This is a genomic window from Veillonella parvula (genome assembly GCF_945949885.1).
GTDB lineage: Bacteria > Bacillota > Negativicutes > Veillonellales > Veillonellaceae > Veillonella > Veillonella parvula_B.
Window position 1 is genome coordinate 32175 of sequence record NZ_CAMFFZ010000001.1, and the last position, 18270, is coordinate 50444.

At 37.0% G+C, this 18270-nt stretch carries 19 protein-coding genes; all 19 read right to left on the minus strand.

Annotated elements, in window-relative coordinates; translation table 11 throughout:
• Positions 1-4: 4 nt before the first annotated feature.
• Positions 5-1021, minus strand: a complete 1017-nt coding sequence (rseP, locus tag Q7O55_RS00145) for an RIP metalloprotease RseP (RefSeq protein WP_303927517.1) — start codon at positions 1019-1021, stop codon at positions 5-7.
• An 8-nt stretch (positions 1022-1029) separates the two neighbouring features.
• Positions 1030-2175 (minus strand): 1-deoxy-D-xylulose-5-phosphate reductoisomerase, encoded by a 1146-nt coding sequence (locus Q7O55_RS00150; RefSeq protein WP_303927519.1) that lies wholly within the window; start codon positions 2173-2175, stop codon positions 1030-1032.
• Positions 2176-2193: 18 nt separating this feature from the next.
• Positions 2194-3018 carry a phosphatidate cytidylyltransferase gene (locus tag Q7O55_RS00155; RefSeq protein WP_303927520.1) on the minus strand — a complete coding sequence of 275 codons (825 nt, stop codon included), beginning with the start codon at positions 3016-3018 and terminating at the stop codon, positions 2194-2196.
• Between the two features lie 3 nt (positions 3019-3021).
• The gene (locus tag Q7O55_RS00160; RefSeq protein WP_303927521.1) at positions 3022-3786 is read right to left on the minus strand and encodes an isoprenyl transferase; all 765 of its coding nucleotides are present in this window, start codon (positions 3784-3786) and stop codon (positions 3022-3024) included.
• Positions 3767-4018: a hypothetical protein gene (locus Q7O55_RS00165; protein ID WP_004697100.1), complete on the minus strand. Its 252-nt coding sequence runs from the start codon at positions 4016-4018 to the stop codon at positions 3767-3769. Before Q7O55_RS00165 ends, Q7O55_RS00160 begins: the two co-directional genes overlap by 20 nt.
• The gene (gene frr / locus Q7O55_RS00170) at positions 4018-4578 is read right to left on the minus strand and encodes a ribosome recycling factor (RefSeq protein WP_004695693.1); all 561 of its coding nucleotides are present in this window, start codon (positions 4576-4578) and stop codon (positions 4018-4020) included. The genes Q7O55_RS00165 and frr overlap by 1 nt, the downstream gene beginning before the upstream one ends.
• Before the next feature lie 5 nt (positions 4579-4583).
• Complete coding sequence (gene pyrH / locus Q7O55_RS00175) at positions 4584-5309, minus strand: UMP kinase (protein WP_004697414.1); 726 nt, start codon at positions 5307-5309, stop codon at positions 4584-4586.
• 62 nt (positions 5310-5371) lie between these two features.
• Positions 5372-6052, minus strand: a complete 681-nt coding sequence (gene tsf, locus Q7O55_RS00180; RefSeq protein WP_004695689.1) for a translation elongation factor Ts — start codon at positions 6050-6052, stop codon at positions 5372-5374.
• A 98-nt stretch (positions 6053-6150) separates the two neighbouring features.
• Complete coding sequence (gene rpsB, locus Q7O55_RS00185) at positions 6151-6903, minus strand: 30S ribosomal protein S2 (RefSeq protein WP_004695687.1); 753 nt, start codon at positions 6901-6903, stop codon at positions 6151-6153.
• A 267-nt stretch (positions 6904-7170) separates the two neighbouring features.
• Positions 7171-7821, minus strand: a complete 651-nt coding sequence (gene rpe / locus Q7O55_RS00190; RefSeq protein WP_303927524.1) for a ribulose-phosphate 3-epimerase — start codon at positions 7819-7821, stop codon at positions 7171-7173.
• A 1-nt stretch (position 7822) separates the two neighbouring features.
• The gene (rsgA, locus tag Q7O55_RS00195; RefSeq protein ID WP_303927526.1) at positions 7823-8686 is read right to left on the minus strand and encodes a ribosome small subunit-dependent GTPase A; all 864 of its coding nucleotides are present in this window, start codon (positions 8684-8686) and stop codon (positions 7823-7825) included.
• Positions 8687-8694: 8 nt separating this feature from the next.
• Complete coding sequence (pknB, locus tag Q7O55_RS00200; RefSeq protein ID WP_303927715.1) at positions 8695-10620, minus strand: Stk1 family PASTA domain-containing Ser/Thr kinase; 1926 nt, start codon at positions 10618-10620, stop codon at positions 8695-8697.
• A 27-nt stretch (positions 10621-10647) separates the two neighbouring features.
• Positions 10648-11349 (minus strand): Stp1/IreP family PP2C-type Ser/Thr phosphatase, encoded by a 702-nt coding sequence (locus tag Q7O55_RS00205; RefSeq protein ID WP_302498641.1) that lies wholly within the window; start codon positions 11347-11349, stop codon positions 10648-10650.
• Positions 11342-12388, minus strand: a complete 1047-nt coding sequence (gene rlmN / locus Q7O55_RS00210) for a 23S rRNA (adenine(2503)-C(2))-methyltransferase RlmN (protein WP_303927529.1) — start codon at positions 12386-12388, stop codon at positions 11342-11344. The genes Q7O55_RS00205 and rlmN overlap by 8 nt, the downstream gene beginning before the upstream one ends.
• Before the next feature lie 18 nt (positions 12389-12406).
• Entirely contained in the window at positions 12407-13762 is a 1356-nt protein-coding gene (gene rsmB, locus Q7O55_RS00215) for a 16S rRNA (cytosine(967)-C(5))-methyltransferase RsmB (protein ID WP_303927530.1), read from the minus strand.
• Positions 13743-14537 (minus strand): DUF116 domain-containing protein, encoded by a 795-nt coding sequence (locus Q7O55_RS00220; protein ID WP_369691693.1) that lies wholly within the window; start codon positions 14535-14537, stop codon positions 13743-13745. The genes rsmB and Q7O55_RS00220 overlap by 20 nt, the downstream gene beginning before the upstream one ends.
• Complete coding sequence (gene fmt / locus Q7O55_RS00225; RefSeq protein ID WP_303927532.1) at positions 14521-15531, minus strand: methionyl-tRNA formyltransferase; 1011 nt, start codon at positions 15529-15531, stop codon at positions 14521-14523. The genes Q7O55_RS00220 and fmt overlap by 17 nt, the downstream gene beginning before the upstream one ends.
• Positions 15524-16012 (minus strand): peptide deformylase, encoded by a 489-nt coding sequence (def, locus tag Q7O55_RS00230; protein WP_303927534.1) that lies wholly within the window; start codon positions 16010-16012, stop codon positions 15524-15526. Before def ends, fmt begins: the two co-directional genes overlap by 8 nt.
• A 13-nt stretch (positions 16013-16025) precedes the next feature.
• Positions 16026-18209 (minus strand): primosomal protein N', encoded by a 2184-nt coding sequence (gene priA, locus Q7O55_RS00235; protein ID WP_303927535.1) that lies wholly within the window; start codon positions 18207-18209, stop codon positions 16026-16028.
• Positions 18210-18270: the final 61 nt, after the last annotated feature.

Genomic DNA, 18270 nt, shown 5'->3' on the forward strand with positions numbered 1-18270 from the left:
TGTCTTATAGTAAACGGAAAATATCCTGCATTGTTACATATAAGAATAATGCTACCATTAAGGCAACCCCAACCATTTGTATATACATAAGAGCTTTAGCAGGTAATCTACGGCCTGTTATAGCTTCCGCCAAGATAATAATCAAGTGACCACCATCTAAAACAGGTAATGGTAAAAGATTAATAACCCCTAAATTAATACTAAGGAATGCAGCAAAACTTAATAGTGGTGCAAATCCTGATTGTGCAATAGTACCTGCCATTTGGGAAATTCCTACTGGACCAGATAATTCGGCTGCTTGTGTGCCACGAATCATATCGTAAATCCCACTGACCATAGCAACAATAGTTTGCCCCGTCCGACTAACAGCAAGGCTCAAAGATTCACCAATACTATAAGTTTCACGAGTAAAGCTAGGGTAGATGCCAATCTTAGGACTATCTTGTTCCATTTTAGGTATTACCGTAGTCTCTATAGTTTGTCCTTCACGCTCTACAACAACAGTTACACCATGGTTTGCTGTGCCTTGTAAGCTAGGACGAATATCATCCCAAGTACTAATTTTTTTACCATCAATCGTAATAATTCTATCGTTAGCTTCTAAATGAGCCTGTTCTGCAGAACTACCCGCAATAATGTTACCAATTACAGGTTCATTTGTATATGTAAGATTTCCTACAGTCACATTTAGGCCAAAGAAAAGTACAATGGCTAATATAAAGTTAAATACAGCCCCTGCAGAAATAACAATAAATTTTTTCCACGCAGGTTTATTATAAAAGGAGCTCTCATTAAGAGGCTCGTCAGGTGTCATACCAGCAATACGATTAAATCCTCCAAGAGGAATTATACGAATAGAATATAAAGTTTCCCCTTTTTGTACTTTAAATATGGCTGAACCAAAACCTATAGCAAATTCATCAACTTGCATACCTGACATCTTAGCTGTAATAAAATGGCCTAATTCATGAATAAACACGATTAAACCAAATACAAATATTGTGGCTAATGCCGTAATCATATATTCTCCTATAACATCAACGATGTTGCCTTTTCACGGGCCCATCTATCGATGGATAATAAATTATCTAATGTGAAATCATCTTCTGTTTCCATAGATTCAAGAACAGAAGTAACGACTTTATAAATATCACCAAAGGCGATTTTATCTTCTAAAAAGGCATATACTGCCGTTTCATTAGCTGCATTAAATACAGCAGGTTTAAATCCACTAGCACGTCCCACCTCATACGCAAGGCGAAGTGCAGGAAAATCGTCATACCGTGGAGGTAAAAACTCCAATTGTAGAGCTTGACTAAAATCAAGATGATTCATACTTAAAACTTCACGTTTGGGATATGTCAAAGCATATTGAATGGGCTCGCGCATATCTGGATTACCCATTTGCGCTAATATCGCACCATCCTTCATACGTATCATAGAATGAACAATACTTTGAGGATGTACTACTACATCAACATGATCAAAATCAAAACCAAATAACCAATGAGCTTCTATTACCTCTAAGCCTTTATTGAATAAAGAGGCAGAGTCTATAGTTATTTTATTGCCCATATTCCAGGTAGGATGTCGCAAACAATCTGCAGCAGTTGCAGTTTGAATTTTACTAGAATCCCATGTGCGTAAAGGACCACCAGAAGCAGTGACGATTAAAGAGTCAACATTGTCACGTTTCTGTCCTTCTAAGCACTGAAATATAGCACTATGTTCACTATCGATAGGTAGGATTTGCACGCCATGTTCTTTAGCTAAAGCCGTAATTAATGGACCTCCAGCAACAAGAGTTTCTTTATTAGCAAGACCTATAGTCTTCCCTTGTTTTATAGCTTCCACTGTAGGCTCAATTCCCGCAGCACCTACAATAGCAGTAACAATCATTGTTGCTTCTTGAATTGTAGCTGCTGCAATGAGGGCTTCCTTACCACCTATCAATTTTGTAGGACCTGTATAGCGTACTTGTAATTCTTTAAAAGCACCCTCATCTACAAGACCCGCCACCAAAGGTTTATATTCTTTAATCTGATGTTCTAAGAGGTCAATATTATGATGTGCCACTAAGGCAACCACCTTGAATTGATCTGGATGTTGAGACACCACATCAAGCGTCTGTGTACCGATTGAGCCAGTACTGCCGATAATACTTAGGTATTTCATAAGTGTACCTCTATGAAATTAGTACGAAAATAGCAATATATATACTAATGTAATAGGAGCCGCAAATAATAAACTATCAAAGCGATCCAATACACCGCCATGACCTGGTAATAATGTACCAGAATCTTTTACATTACATAGTCGTTTAATCTTTGATTCAAACAAATCACCTAATGGTGCTAATATACCGCTAATCATACCTACATGGATTCCCATCCACCAAGGAATGCCAACGATATACGAAAATACTGCACCTGTAAGGATACAGCCGATAAAGCCACCAATAAAACCTTCTAGTGTTTTATTAGGACTAATGGATGGTACTATTTTACGTTTACCAAAAGCTCGACCTGAAAAGTATGCAAAGGTATCACTAGCCCAAGTAGTAAACAATAATAACCAAAGTGTAATAGTGCCCCAGTTATATAGTTCAAAAGGCATTGATAAATTCATGTAAATTGAGTCATGACGAATCAAGAGCAATGAAGTCATACCCATAGCAATATACAATAAACCAAATACACTAAAGGATACACTAGACATCGAGTACTTAGTTTCACCAAATGTACACAACATATAATTGGCAAATAAACTTAATACTAAAATAGCTATAGCTATAATATATTGATGACATGCAAGAACAATCATTAGCAATAAAATGCTAATATAGCCCCATATAATGGATATCCGAACACGTTTAGCTTTACTAAGTAATACAAACTCACGCCATCCAAATAAAGCTAAAAGTGTAATTAGCACATCATACACTAATCCACCTAATGTAATGGCCCCTAAGGCAATAATAAAACCAATAACAGCGGTAATAACACGTGTTTTTAACATTTTTTATTCCTCATCACATAAGCCACCAAATCGGCGTTCTCTTTTCTGATAGGCCGCCACAGCTTCAAGTAAAGTTTCCTTAGTAAAATCTGGCCAATGTAAATCGGTAAACCAAAATTCAGCATAGGCTAGTTGCCATAACAAAAAATTACTAATTCTAAAATCACTACTAGGACGAATTAATAAATCTACATCACTAAACTCTTTAGTGAATAATTGAGAACCTACATATTCTTCAGTAATATTGTCCATTGTAATAACGCCATCCGTAACGGATTTTGCAATGTCGCGGATAGTTCTAACTATTTCATCACGCCCACCATAGTTAATCGCTAACTGTAATGTAAGGCCTGTATTATTTTGAGTTAATAATTCTGCATCTTGAATGATTTTTTGTAGGTCTTCTGAAAGCCCTCCAATAAAACCAATAAATCGAATGCGTACATTATGTTCATGCATATACTTAACATTATTGTTTAAGTATTCTTTTATGAGAGCCATAAGTAAAGAAACCTCCTGTTCAGGACGTTTCCAGTTCTCCGTGGAGAAACCATATACCGTAAGAGCTCTAATTCCGATCTCATCTGCGGCCATAACAATTTCTTTTAATACATCTGCACCAGCACGATGCCCCATGGAGCGCGGCATTCCTCTGCGTTTAGCCCATCGTCCATTACCATCCATAATAATAGCAACATGTTGTGGAATTATATTACGATCAATGACAGGCGTATCAGAACGTTTACGGTTAAATAATTTCTTTAGCATAGTCTACCTCGATAGAATTTCCGAAGTCGCTGGCAATCATTGGTCTATATAGTAGTATATGTAAGCACTCATCAACCTTTGTAATACGTGCCACATAAAATCCTTTATCTGAAATTTCAAAGAAGCGATTAAAGGATCCACCAATCATTACCTTAAAAGGAATATGGGCAGCCTGCAAACGAGACTTTGCAAGCTGCCATGGTATTCCAATAAGGCTATTAGAATCAAACATTATACTTCTAATACGTCCTTTTCTTTTACTGCTTTTAACTCATCGATTTGCTTAACTTTAGCATCGGTAAGCTTTTGGATTTGATCTAAACCGTCTTTAGCATCATCTTCAGTAATCGTTTTAGCTTTCTCTTCTTTTTTTAATGCTTCATTTACATCGCGACGAATGTTGCGCACTGCAACTTTTGCATCTTCAGCCTTTTTATGAACTACTTTAACGATTTCTTTACGACGTTCCTCAGTTAATTGAGGAATACTTAAACGAATTTGTGCACCATCATTACCAGGGTTCAAACCTAAATCAGATTGTAAAATTGCTTTTTCAATAGCACCAATCATTGTTTTATCCCAAGGTGCAATCACAATCATGCGAGGTTCAGGCACGGAGATATTCGCAACTTGATTAATGGGTGATGGACTTCCATAATAATCAACCATTACTTTATCAAGTAGTGCTACACTAGCACGGCCTGTACGAATAGATGCGAATTCATGTTTTAAAGCCTCAATAGACTTATTCATGCGGTCTTCTGCTTGTTGTAACAATTCTTTAATTTCCATATGAATTATTCTCCTCGAACAATGGTCCCTATTTCTTCACCTTTAGCAGCTTTTGTAATATTACCAGGAATATCCATGCTAAATACAATAATAGGAATATTGTTATCTTTACATAAAGTTGTAGATGTAGCATCCATTACTTTTAATTCTTTTGTGATAATCTCGTTATATGTCAATTCATCAAATTTAACGGCATTAGGATTTGTCTTAGGGTCAGAATCATATACGCCATCAGCAAATTTCTTTGCCATTAAAATAGCATCGGCTTCAATTTCAGCGGCCCGTAATGCAGCTGTTGTATCTGTAGAGAAGTAAGGTTTACCAAGGCCAGCACCAAAGATAACGATACGTTTTTTTTCTAAATGACGAATAGCGCGACGACGAATATAAGGTTCTGCAATTTCTTGCATTTCGATAGCCGTTTGTACACGTGTATCTACACCAGCTTGTTCTAATGCATCTTGCAATGCTAAGGAGTTCATCACTGTTGCAAGCATCCCCATATAGTCAGCAGTAGCACGATCCATACCTTGATTGCTACCAGCTAAACCTCTCCATAGGTTACCGCCACCAACAACAATTGCGATTTCTAAATCAGTGGATTTTGCTAAAGCAGCAATTTCTTTTGCAAATTCTTCGACAACATCAGGATTAATACCAAAACCTTGTTCACCTGCTAATGCTTCACCACTCAACTTTAAAACAATACGTCGAAAGTTTCTTTTTGCCATATTTTTACTCCTCTATTGCAAAATAAGAGAACACTGTACGGTGTTCTCTTATTGTTTATTAATTATTTACCAACAGATGCCATTACTTCTGCTACGAAGTCATCTTGGCGTTTTTCAATGCCTTCACCTAAACCATAGCGAACAAAACGACGTACGTTGATGTTTTCACCGATTTTTGCAATACTTTCATTAATGATGTCTGTAACAGTTTTATCACCATCTTTAATGAATACTTGTTCTAATAGGCAATTTTCTTTATAGAATTTTTCGATACGGCCAGCAACCATTTTTTCTAAAACAGCTTCAGGTTTTGGTTTACGACCAGCTTTAACGTCTTCTTCAGCTTCTACTTTAGCTTGTTCCAATAATACTTGTTTTTCGTGTTCAATGACTTCAGTAGGAACTTCTTCACGGTTCAAGTATGTAGGATTTACAGCCGCAATTTGCATTGCGATATCGCGTGCTAAATTTTGGAAATCATCAGTTTTTGCAACGAAGTCAGTTTCACAGTTAACTTCCACTAAAACACCGATACGACCACCAGCATGAATGTAAGATTGTACTACACCTTCAGCTGCAATACGACCAGCTTTTTTAGCTGCCGCAGCCAAACCTTTTTCACGAAGAAGGTCCACCGCTTTATCGATATTACCGTCAGTTTCAACCAATGCTTTTTTAGCGTCCATCATACCTGCGCCAGTCATATCGCGCAATTCTTTTACCAAAGCAGCAGTAATTGCCATTATTTTGTTCCTCCTAGTATTAATTAAGGTAAGGATATAGTCCTTACCCCAATTATATATGTTATAGATTTATCTTTCAAATGCTAATACGACAACGATTAAGCTTTACCGTCTCTAACCATTTCAGCAGAGTCAGCTACCATGTTATCTAATGCTTCTTCGAAGGATTCGCCTTGACGACCTTCAAGAACAGCGTCAGCCATTTTACCAGCCAACAATTTAACAGCACGGATAGCGTCGTCATTTGCTGGAATTGGGAAATCAACTTCATCTGGGTCACAGTTAGTGTCAACTGTTGCAACTACTGGAATGCCCAATTTTTTAGCTTCCGCAATAGCAATTTTTTCTTTTTTAGGATCTACTACGAAAAGAGCACCTGGCATTTTAGGCATATCTTTGATACCACCAAGGTATTTTTCCAATTTATCCATTTCATGACGAAGACCGATAACTTCTTTTTTAGGCAATACTTCAAAAGTACCGTCTTCTGCCATAGCTTCCAATTGTTTTAAACGTTTAATACGAGTTTCAATTGTTTTGAAGTTAGTCAACATACCGCCCAACCAACGTTCGTTAACGAAGAACATGTTAGCACGGATAGCTTCTTCTTTAATAGCTTCTTGAGCTTGTTTTTTAGTACCTACGAACAAGATTACTTCGCCTTGGGAAGCAACTTCACGCAAGAAATTGTAAGCTTCTTCTACTTTTTTAACTGTTTTAGACAAATCAATGATATAAATACCATTGCGTTCAGTGAAGATGAATTTCGCCATTTTAGGGTTCCATCTTCTAGTCTGATGACCAAAGTGTACACCAGCCTCTAATAATTGTTTCATTGATACTACTGCCATTGTGGCACCTCCTGTTAATTAACCTCCGCCGCTTCATCCTTCGGGTCACCCAAAATTAGGCACAGTACCGAAGTCCACTGACGTGCATATTTTTCATACCCAGTAATTTTAACAAAAAAATAAGGTAAAAGCAAGCAGGGAGTGAGGATTTCTTAAAGAATGCCTCACTCCTTATTTTAATTAAATTTACTTCAGTATTTCTATCATCGATATAATAAATCTATCTTTAAATTTTTTCATAAATCAGTATACCTAAAACTAAATTATTTAATTATTGCGAATGGATTCAATCATACTTGCACGATTTTCTGCTCCAAACACTGCAGAACCAGCAACCAAAACTGTAGCACCCGCTCTTTTAATTGATACACAAGTAATATCGTTAATACCACCGTCTACCTCAATAACTGCCGTTGAATTATCCACTTCTTCTAACAATATCTTAGCTTGTTTAACTTTTTTTATGGCATTCTTAATAAAAGATTGCCCTCCAAATCCTGGATTCACAGACATAATTAAAATCATATCTAAATCTGCAGCTACATCTTCTAGTAAAGATACAGGTGTACTAGGATTCAATGCTACACCAGCCTTCATCCCACATTGCTTGATATGTTGAATCAAACGATGCATATGAGGTACAGTTTCTTGATGAAAAGTAAAATATTCTACACCAATTTTTGCAAATTCTTCTACATAATCACCAGGATTAGTAACCATTAAATGCACATCAAATGGTAATTTTGTATATGGACGAATGGCTTTCACAATGGGAGCACCAAAGGTTAGATTAGGAACAAAGTGTCCATCCATGATGTCGATATGTAGTAAGTCAGCCCCCGCTGCTTCAATAGATTTTAATTCTTCGCTTAATATCGCAAAATTTGCGGAAAGCATAGATGGTGCAATTTTTATCATATTAAAACCTCTTTCGTTGACTTTCTATATCATCACGTATAGACATATAAGCATCATATCGTCCTTGATGAATATGACCAGCTTCTAAAGCAGCTTTAATTCCACAAATTGGTTCATGCTCATGATAGCAAGGATTAAATTTACAAGTATCAACATATTCACCAAATTCTGGGAATAATGTAGGCAATCTTTCAAGGGAAACATCATTAAATTCAATAGCGCTAAAGCCAGGTGTATCCATGATGAAAGAATCTGCATCTAAACAATATAAGGAAGCGTGACGAGTGGTGTGTTTACCACGTTTAATCTTATCACTTACCTCCCCAGTCTGGAAGGCAAATTTTGAGTCTACTGCGTTTAAAAGACTACTCTTACCAACACCAGATGGACCTGCAAAAGCCGTTACCTTATGTTGAAGCACATGACGTAAATCATCGATGCCTGTCATATTATATGTGGATGTCATCAAAACCTTATAACCAATTGATTTATAAAGATCAACCATAGTTTCCGTCTCTGAATCCATCAGGTCACATTTATTGATACATAGCACGATAGGTATATCCGCATGTTCAATCATAACAAGCATTTTATTAAGTAATAGCTCATTAATATCTGGTTCATGGGCAGCCACAACTAATACAACTTGGTCAATATTAGCTACTGCTGGACGAACCATTGAATTATGACGTTCGTGGATGGATTCAACGAATCCATCCTCTGAAATCGTAACGCGATCCCCCACAAGTAAACTATAGCGACCCTGCTTAAGTCTGCCACGAACCTTACATTCATGAATGGTACCCATATCATCTTGTACATAAAAGTACCCATTCATATTTTTGACAACAATGCCTGTAATCATAGTACCTCTTATAATGCAGTTTCTTGCACTAATGCACCATTGAGGTACACCTCAATACGTACATTACCTACACCAGAGACTTTTCTAACAACACGATCTCCAGGTTTATTCGTATCATCATAGATTACGGCAGAACCTTCATCGTCCTTTACAACAATTTTAAGTTCTTGATTTTTAGAACCAGCTGGTACAGTAACGTCTATAGTACCAGTTGTTTTATTACCACTGTTTCCATCTTTCTTTTCAGATTTCTTTTTATCATCTTTGAACTCAGTCGTAAGATTTAATGTGGAGCCTTCGTCAATTTCATCGCCAGCTTTAATACTTTGCTCTATAACCACAGATTTTTCTTCCACAGATCCAGATACTTGGTTTACACCTAGTTGAATATTACTCAATGTATCACGAGCATCTTTTAATGTCATACCAACAAGATTAGGTACTTTGACTTTCTTAGCCTTCGCTTTATTTACAACGAGATCAATTGTTGTCCCTTTAGACACTTTAGAATCTCCGGAAGGACTCTGAGCAATGATTACACCATCTTTTTTACCATCTACAGATTGCTGTGTTATTTTCCCCACAACTAAACCTAAATCTTTAAGTCGTTGACGGGCTTGATCCACAGTTAAATCAGTTAAATCTGGCACCGTAATATCGCCTACACCTTTAGAAACCACAAGATGGATTGTTCGTTGCTCTTTAACCTTCTCTCCAGCCCCAGGAGTTTGAGAAATAACTTGACCAGCTGGCACATCTGGATTTGTGACTTCACTTGTAGACACACGCAAATGTTTATCTTCTAAGATATTTTTTGCTACAGAAACTTGTTTGCCTACCACATTAGGTACATCTACTGTTGTATTACTCCAGAAATTACCGTAGCTTAAGAAAGCACCTAAAAATGCTACTAAGAAAATGACAGCAGCACCTAGAACGATGTATTTTTGTGGAATTGATGCAATTTTACTTAACATACTCTTCTTTTTACCCTCGTCTTTACGTTCTTCTTGAATCGTACTAAGATCTTCAAGTGCTTCAGGATCAACCGCAGGAATCATTTGTGTAGCAAAATCATATGGTTCATGACGTTGTGTTTTCCCCATCGTAAAACCTTGAGATAACCGCAAATCACTGATCATATCAGAGATAGAATCAAATCGATCTGCAGGATTTTTAGATAATGCTTTCATAACAACAGCTTCTAAAAGCGGAGGAATTGATGGATTATATCGAGTTGGAGGTTCTACCTTCTCACGAACGTGTTTTAATGCTACTGCAATTGGCGTTTCCCCTTCAAATGGTACACGACCTGTAAGCATTTCATACAATACGACACCCAGTGAATAAATATCTGTATTTCCATCTACCGGTTTACCACTAGCTTGCTCTGGTGATAAATAGTGTGCAGAGCCCAAAATCGAATTCGTATACATAACTGTGTTAGTTGCATTTATTGCACGAGCAATACCAAAGTCAGTTACTTTAACGCGACCTGTATTGGTAATAATAACATTATGTGGTTTTATATCACAATGAACAATGCCCATTGTATGAGCGTGTTCTAAACCTTCAGCTATGGCGATAGTAAATTTAACAGCCTCATCTATAGACAGTCTTCCATGACGAGTTATATATTTTTTTAAGGTTTCACCATCTACATATTCCATGACAATGTAATGTAGATTTTGGTCAAAACCTACATCATACATATTAACAATATTTGGATGATTTAATTTACCTGCCGCTTGTGCTTCTCGTTTAAATCGAATCACAAATTCATCATCATTTGCAAAATTAGCATGCAATACTTTTATTGCTACTTGTCTACCTAGTAAGGTATCTTCTCCAAGGTATACATCAGCCATTCCACCAACGCCAATTTTATCAACAATTCGGTAGCGGTTATCTAGAAGTATACCTTTTATATTCATAGTACTCATTATTTCTCCATTTCTAGATTAGATTGTTCCCACCACAATGGTCACATTATCTCCTGCTCCGACTTCATATACAGCTTCCATCAATGATTCAATAACCAACATATCATCATCCGTTGATTGTAATACAGAGGCAATTACATCATCGGATACATAGCCACTTAATCCATCAGTGCAAAGTAAAATACGATCACCGGGAAGAATAGATTCTACACCACTATCAACCTCTAAGATTTCATCAACACCAACTGCGCGGGTTAATAAATTACGTTGAGGGTGATTTAGCATTTCATCCTTTGTAATCTCTCCAGCTGTTAATAATTCTTGTACCATAGAATGATCCGTAGTAATTTGTCGTAAATGACCATCTCTATATACATACAAACGACTATCACCAACACTTGCCCAGTAAAGTTGATTACCATTTATAGCTGTAACTACAGCGGTAGTACCCATACCAGCAAGACGTTCTTCACAAGCAACGCGATTTACAATACGTTGATTAGCGTGAATAATAGCATCACATAAGTCTTGTTGACCTATCGTTTCAAGGGAGGACAAATATTCTTTTATTTCATCTACAGCATAGGTACTTGCAATTTCACCACCGCTATAACCACCCATGCCATCAGTAACAGCACAAATATGGCCATCAATGAAGAAACGGTCCTCGTTACGCTGGCGCACAAGCCCAATTTTACTTAAACCAACAAAATTATTCATGATTCTCCTTTTTCCGACCATGAGCAGCCTTTAACTGCCCACATGCGGCTTGGATTGCATCGCCCATTTCCTTTCGTACCGTTACTGATACACCATAGGAACTAACGATGTCTTTAAATGTATTCATATTCGTAATAGATGGTTTATATAATTCAATATGTTCATTGCCATTAACTGGGATCAAGTTAACATGACAATTTGGGAAATCTTTACAGATTCGCCCCAAAGCATGAGCTTCATCCATAGATGTATTTACAGAATCTATAAGAATATACTCAAAGGTAACACGACGCTGTGTCGTATTATAATAGTATTTTACCGCATCTAAGACTTCCGTCAATTCATAACGTGCCCCAACGGGCATAATGCTACGACGAACTTCATTATTTGTAGCATGTAATGAAAGTGCTAAAGTTATTGGAAAACCTTCATCAGCTAATTTATAAATATTAGGAACCCAACCACAAGTGGAAATCGTCATCTTACGATAACTAATATTACAAATCATAGGATCATGTAGTAGTTGTAATGCTTGTAATACATTATCATAATTTTGTAACGGCTCCCCTGCGCCCATAACGACAACAGAATGTATTTCCTCTTTAGTAAGAGCCCCAAATATGACAACTTGTCCAATAATCTCAGCGACTGTTAAATCTCGGTATAAGCCACCTTGTGTAGAAGCACAGAATACACATCCCATAGCACACCCCACTTGAGAGGAAACACATACAGAATACCCATAGTGTTGCTCCATCAAAACGGCTTCCACACAACTTTGATCTGTCATCTCTACAAGAATTTTGCGAGTCTTTCCATCAGGGGCAATAGACTCTGTAATTAATGTAGGTAAAGAAATAACACAATTATCATTTAGCCATTGACGCAAGTCTTTCGGAAATTGTGTCATGTCTTCAAAATCAAAAATATATCTATGATAGATATAGTCAATTAACTGTTTCGCTCGAAACTTTTGTATATTATGGGTCTTAAAGATAGATTGTAATTCTTCTAAAGACTTACCCAATAATTCTATCATGGTACTCCATTTCTTATATTATGATAAGCGTTTCATGCGAGCCATAAAGAAACCATCCATATGATCTCGCGGTGGATAGGTTGTAATCATACCATCTATAGCTTGTGGTGCCCCTTTATATGATACAGGATCGATGATAAAGTTCTTATGAATTGACAAGAATTTATTTAGAACAGCTTCATTTTCACCACTATTCATAGTACATGTGGAATATACTAAATATCCATTAACCTTAACCATTTCAGAAGCTTTTTCTAATATTTCAAGCTGTAACGGCGGCAACTCAATAAGTAAAGACTCTGTTTTACGCCAACGCATATCTAATTTCTTTTGTAATATACCTAGACCAGAACAAGGAGCATCAACTAAGACGCGATCAAATTGTTCTTTCCAATTATCAGGTAGATAACGACCATCTTGAAGCTTAGTAGAAATAATAGATACACCTAATCGCTCAGCATTTTGATTAATCAGTTCTAATTTATGGTCGTAAATATCACAACTCATAATAGCTCCTGTATTGTTCATAAGACTTGCCATATGCATAGACTTGCCACCTGGTGCAGCACAACAGTCTAAGATACGCTCTCCTGGTTGAGGATCCACCACATGGGCTACTAACATAGATGCTTTATCCATAAAAGTAATATGACCATCTAAAACAGGTTTGGCTTTTTCTAAATGACCTTGATGTCCATCAATATAAACTACTTCAGGAATATATGTATCCTGTTCTACAATCCAATCTAAATCTTCTAATTCTTTTAAACAATCCTCAATAGATACTTTCACTGTATTTATGCGAGCCGTCAAACGAGGTTGTTCATTAAACCAAGAACAAAGATCTACTGTCTTATCTTTTCCCATTTCTTTTATCCAAAAGTTGACAAGCCATAATGGTTGATTGTAGATAAAGGAAATTTCTTCAGCTTCGGACTTAGCTAGTTCACCGATAGAAATGCTATCACTTTCACGTAAAACCGAACGTAAAACAGCATTTACAAAACCAGATAAACCTCTAGTTAGCTTTTTGGCGAGTTTAACAGATTCGTTAACAGCCGCACTTTCAGGAACCTTATCCATATAGATAATTTGATAAATACCAAGTCTAAGAATTTCCACAACCATAGAAGATAATTTCTTTAAGGGGCGCTTTGCAAAGTGAACAATAATAGCATCCAAGTAATTTTTTCTACGAATGACTCCATACACAAGTTCAGTAAAGAATCTTCGATCTAAATCGGTTAGATGGTATTTTTGCAAATACTCTTGTAACTTTATATTTGCATAGGCACCATTGCGATTAATTTCACTCAATGCTTTTACAGCGAGCAATCGAATATTTTGTTGTTGATTAGCCTTTACTTCTATCATTACTATTCCTACCAATCAATTGTTCTACTACTGCTCGAACACGTTCGGAATCGACTGTTGTATTACAACATGGCCCATTAGGACGTTCATTTAATACCCCAATAACAGGGATGGGAAATACATCAGCCATTCCACTTGCTAAATCTCGTTCGCAAGCTATTGCTACAATGGCTTTTGGGCGTGCTTCCTTTACCTTCATCCGCGCTAAGGTGCCTCCGGTGACAACTATAAATTGACAACCATAGTCCTTAGCCACTTGCAATAAATTACCAACCTGGCATCGCCCACACTGCTTACAATTATATACATCATGTGTAACCTTATGAACACACGAACTTTCTTGTAAACAGTGAGGAGTTAATAATAATATACGTTCTGGATCTACCGTATACATATCTAGCATTACTAGATGATTGATTAAATCAATCATTGACTGGCGAAGTTGATCCTTAGTAATCCCTTTCATCTTACCAATCGTCAACGTTAATGGAAATAATCCATAAATAAACTGATTGGCTAATCTTAAAACAATAGGATGTAACCGTATAATACCTGTGCTAGCAACAATTAAAGATAAGCACAAAATCCATATGATAGCAATAAGTATTGAGATAACTACGCTACTTATAATTGATGCAAATAAATGCAGTTGTAAAAGTCCTGGTTCTAATACATACATTAGAAAAACTAGCACAGCTGTGAGTAAAGCACATGTAATAGTTGATAAAATCAAGTATAACGGATACGTTTCGTACTGCTTATATTGAGTCCCCAAAAACGATACCTTCCTTTATTTGATGACCATTTATAAAATCAATTGCAGAAATGCGTTTTTTATTTTCTGGTTGGACTTCTGTTAATAGAATTATATTTCCATCACCACAAAATACACCTAAACCAGCTATTTTAGATACGATTGTACCAGGCATAGTTGTGGCTGATATAGCAATTGATACATGTTTACCATGGATATCTATCAAACAGTGAGTCATATCACTTGGAACCACTTCTCCAGACCATACTTTTAAACGTTTTCCATCGAGATACGTATAACATCCAGGAGCTGGATTAAGACCTCTAATGAGATTTACAATTTCATTAGCAGGCTTAGACCAGTCAATCTGCCCCATTTCCTTTGTAATCTTAGCAGTATGTGTAGCCATTGTATCATCTTGTGGAGTAGCCACAATTTCTCCATTAACCCAACGAGTTAATACAGGTACTATAGTTTCACCCCCTAGTACAGCTATTCGTTCAAATAACTGCCCTGTCGTTTCACTGGGTAAAATATCGGTTTCCACAATGGCGATGATGTCACCTGTATCAAGACCATCATCCATATGCATTATGGTAACACCCGTTTTAGAGTCCCCATTAATAATTGCATAGTGAATCGGTGCAGCCCCTCTATAGCTAGGCAAAATCGAAGCATGAACATTAATACAACCGTATTGTGGCAGCCTGATTAACCACGGTGGTAAAATCTTTCCATATGCAATAACCACCACTACATCTGGTTTCAATGCTTCTAATTCAGCTCGAACTTGCTCATCCCGTAATGTAACAGGTTGAAACACTTGTAAATTATGTTCAAGAGCAGCAACTTTCACAGGAGGCATTTGAACTTGTTTACCACGCCCTTTTTGTTTATCAGGCTGACAATACACGCCAACAATAAAATGACCAGCTTGAATCAAAGCCTCTAAGGTTGGTACAGAAAAATCCGGCGTCCCCATAAAAACGATACGCAATTGTTTATTATTAGACAATTTCTTTCTCCTCTGAATGATCTGCAATCAATCGTAAGTTTGTCGCTTTTTCTATAAACAAATGACCCTCTAAATGATCAATTTCATGCTGGAAAATACGAGCTAAAAAGCCTTCTGCTTTAATAGTGACCTTTTTGTTATGTGGATCAATACCTTTGACGGTGATTTTATTAAAGCGTTCTACATCCCCAAAATAGCCTGGCACACTTAAACAACCTTCTGGTCCTACTTGAGAGCCTTCAGCATGTGTGATTTCAGGATTGATTAATGCAATGAGTCCACTACCAACTTGATCATCTACTACGATAATTCGTTTAGAAACAGCTACTTGAGGTGCAGCAAGACCAACACCTTCAGTTTTATACATCGTTTCAGCCATATCATCGATAAGGGCTCTAAGTTTTTTATTAACATGTTCTACAGGTTCCGCTACTTGTTTCAAAACGGGATGACCTGCTTTTACAACATCTAATACAGCCATTGACACTCCTATACTACACGGGGTCCACGTCAATCAGCAATCCTTCTTGCGTGAAAATCCATGAGTTATATATATATTCTTTCAAATTCGTTAAATCAGTACCGCGAATCATAATAGCTAGACGATACATATCACGTACCTTTTTTATAGGTGCTTCGTAAGGACCATTAATCAAAATATCTTGATTCCCCTTATGAGCCTCCAAATCATTTACAATATGATTTGCAATAGACTCTAATGTCTCCATATCTTGATGACGTACTAGCATGTGAATCATCTCTCGAAATGGAGGATATCCTAAGGCTTTACGATTTTGAATTTCTTCATTGTAAAAGCCTACATAATCATGAGCCTTACTCTTTATTATAGCATAATTTAACGGATTGTATGTTTGTATTACAACGCTTCCCGTTTTATCGCCACGACCAGCGCGTCCAGAGGTTTGAGTAAGTAAATCAAAGGTTCGTTCAGCAGCAGTATAAACAGGAATATTTAATATTGAATCGGCCGTTAAAATACCAACAGCTGTTACATCTTTAAAGTCATGACCTTTAGATACCATTTGTGTTCCTAACAAAATATCATATTTATGAGCTCCAAAATCATGTAGAATATCTTCTGCTAATTGCTTATTTTTTGTCACATCTTGATCTAAGCGAGCAATGCGAGCCGAATTAAAATGACGACGTAATTCTTCCTCTACCTTTTGTGTGCCTGAGCCAAAGAACTTTATGCGCTTGCTATTACATTTAGGACAAACAGTTGGAATTAGTTCATGATGTTCACAGTAGTGGCAACGCAATTCTTCACCAGCTTGGTGATATACCATGGCTACATCACAATGAGGGCACATAATGGTTTCCCCACAGTCTCGGCACATAACAAAGGTACTATAACCACGTCTATTTAGTAGGATAATTATTTGGTTATGTTCATCTAATGTTTTTTGAATCAAACTACGCATTGCATCAGAAAAAACAGAGTAGTTACCATGCAGAATTTCTTCTTTCATATCTACTATGCTAACCTTAGGCATAGGTTGGTCAAAAATACGATGTGGCAGCTCTAGTAAATGATATTCCCCTTGCTTAGCTTTATAGTAGGAAGTAACAGATGGTGTAGCGGAACCTAAAATAACGGGACAACTATGGACCTCTGCACGCCACAACGCCACATTACGTGCATGATAGCGGACCATATCCTCTTGCTTGTAAGACGTATCATGTTCTTCATCGACCACAATAAGACCGATATCCTCAGCTGGCGCAAATACGGCTGAACGTGCGCCAATAATAATGTGACTATCCTTACGTCGCAAGCGCTCCCAATTATTGTTCCGTTGTTGTACCGTCAATTTACTATGAAATACTACAACTTCATCACCAAAGGTTTCTACAAATCGTCGCACGATTTGATCTGTCAATATAATTTCAGGCACCAAGATAATAGCCGTCTTATCCTGACTAATGCATTTAGCTGTAGCACGTAAATATAATTGAGTCTTGCCACTACCAGTTACACCATGAAGTAAATAGGTTTTATGAACATGGCTATTCATTGCTTCTTGTATTGGTTCATATACAGCTTGTTGAGCTTCTGTAAGAGGAATATTAACCTCTTCTGTTAAAAGCTCATCAAATGTTGTTTTTGTAGCTTTGAAGCGTGATTCAACAGTGATTCCCTTGGCTTCACTTACTTGCTTTATGACCATGCGAGAAAAGCCCTTTGCCAATAGTAATGCCTTAGATGCTCCACCCACTTCAAGTAAGTATTTTGCTAATTCGCGCTGCTTCTTTTTTCGTTCACTAAATTGTGCCACCGAAAACTCTGGCATGACTACAAGCCATTCTTCCTTTGGTGCCTCATAGGATTTTAATGTCTTATTCACCGTAAACAATCGCAACGCATCACCATAGGAGAATAAATAATACTCATTTAGACGACGGGCCGTATCCATCATTTCTGGTGTAAACCAAGGTTCACTATCTAATACTTGTACGATATTTCGTAAAGTGAACTCTGGTGGCTCAACTAACTCGTCATAACCAATGAGAATACCTTCTTCACGACTATGTCCTAAAGGAATGAGTACGCGCGTACCAGGTAAAACATTACCAAACTTTTCAGGCATTAAATAGCTCAAAGGTTTATGAAGTTGTTTGGCCGGTCTGTTAATTATAACTTGTGCTACGCGCATACATTATTTCCTTTCGTTTATTATAAAAGGTCTCAGTAGAAATTCTACCAAGACCTTTTGT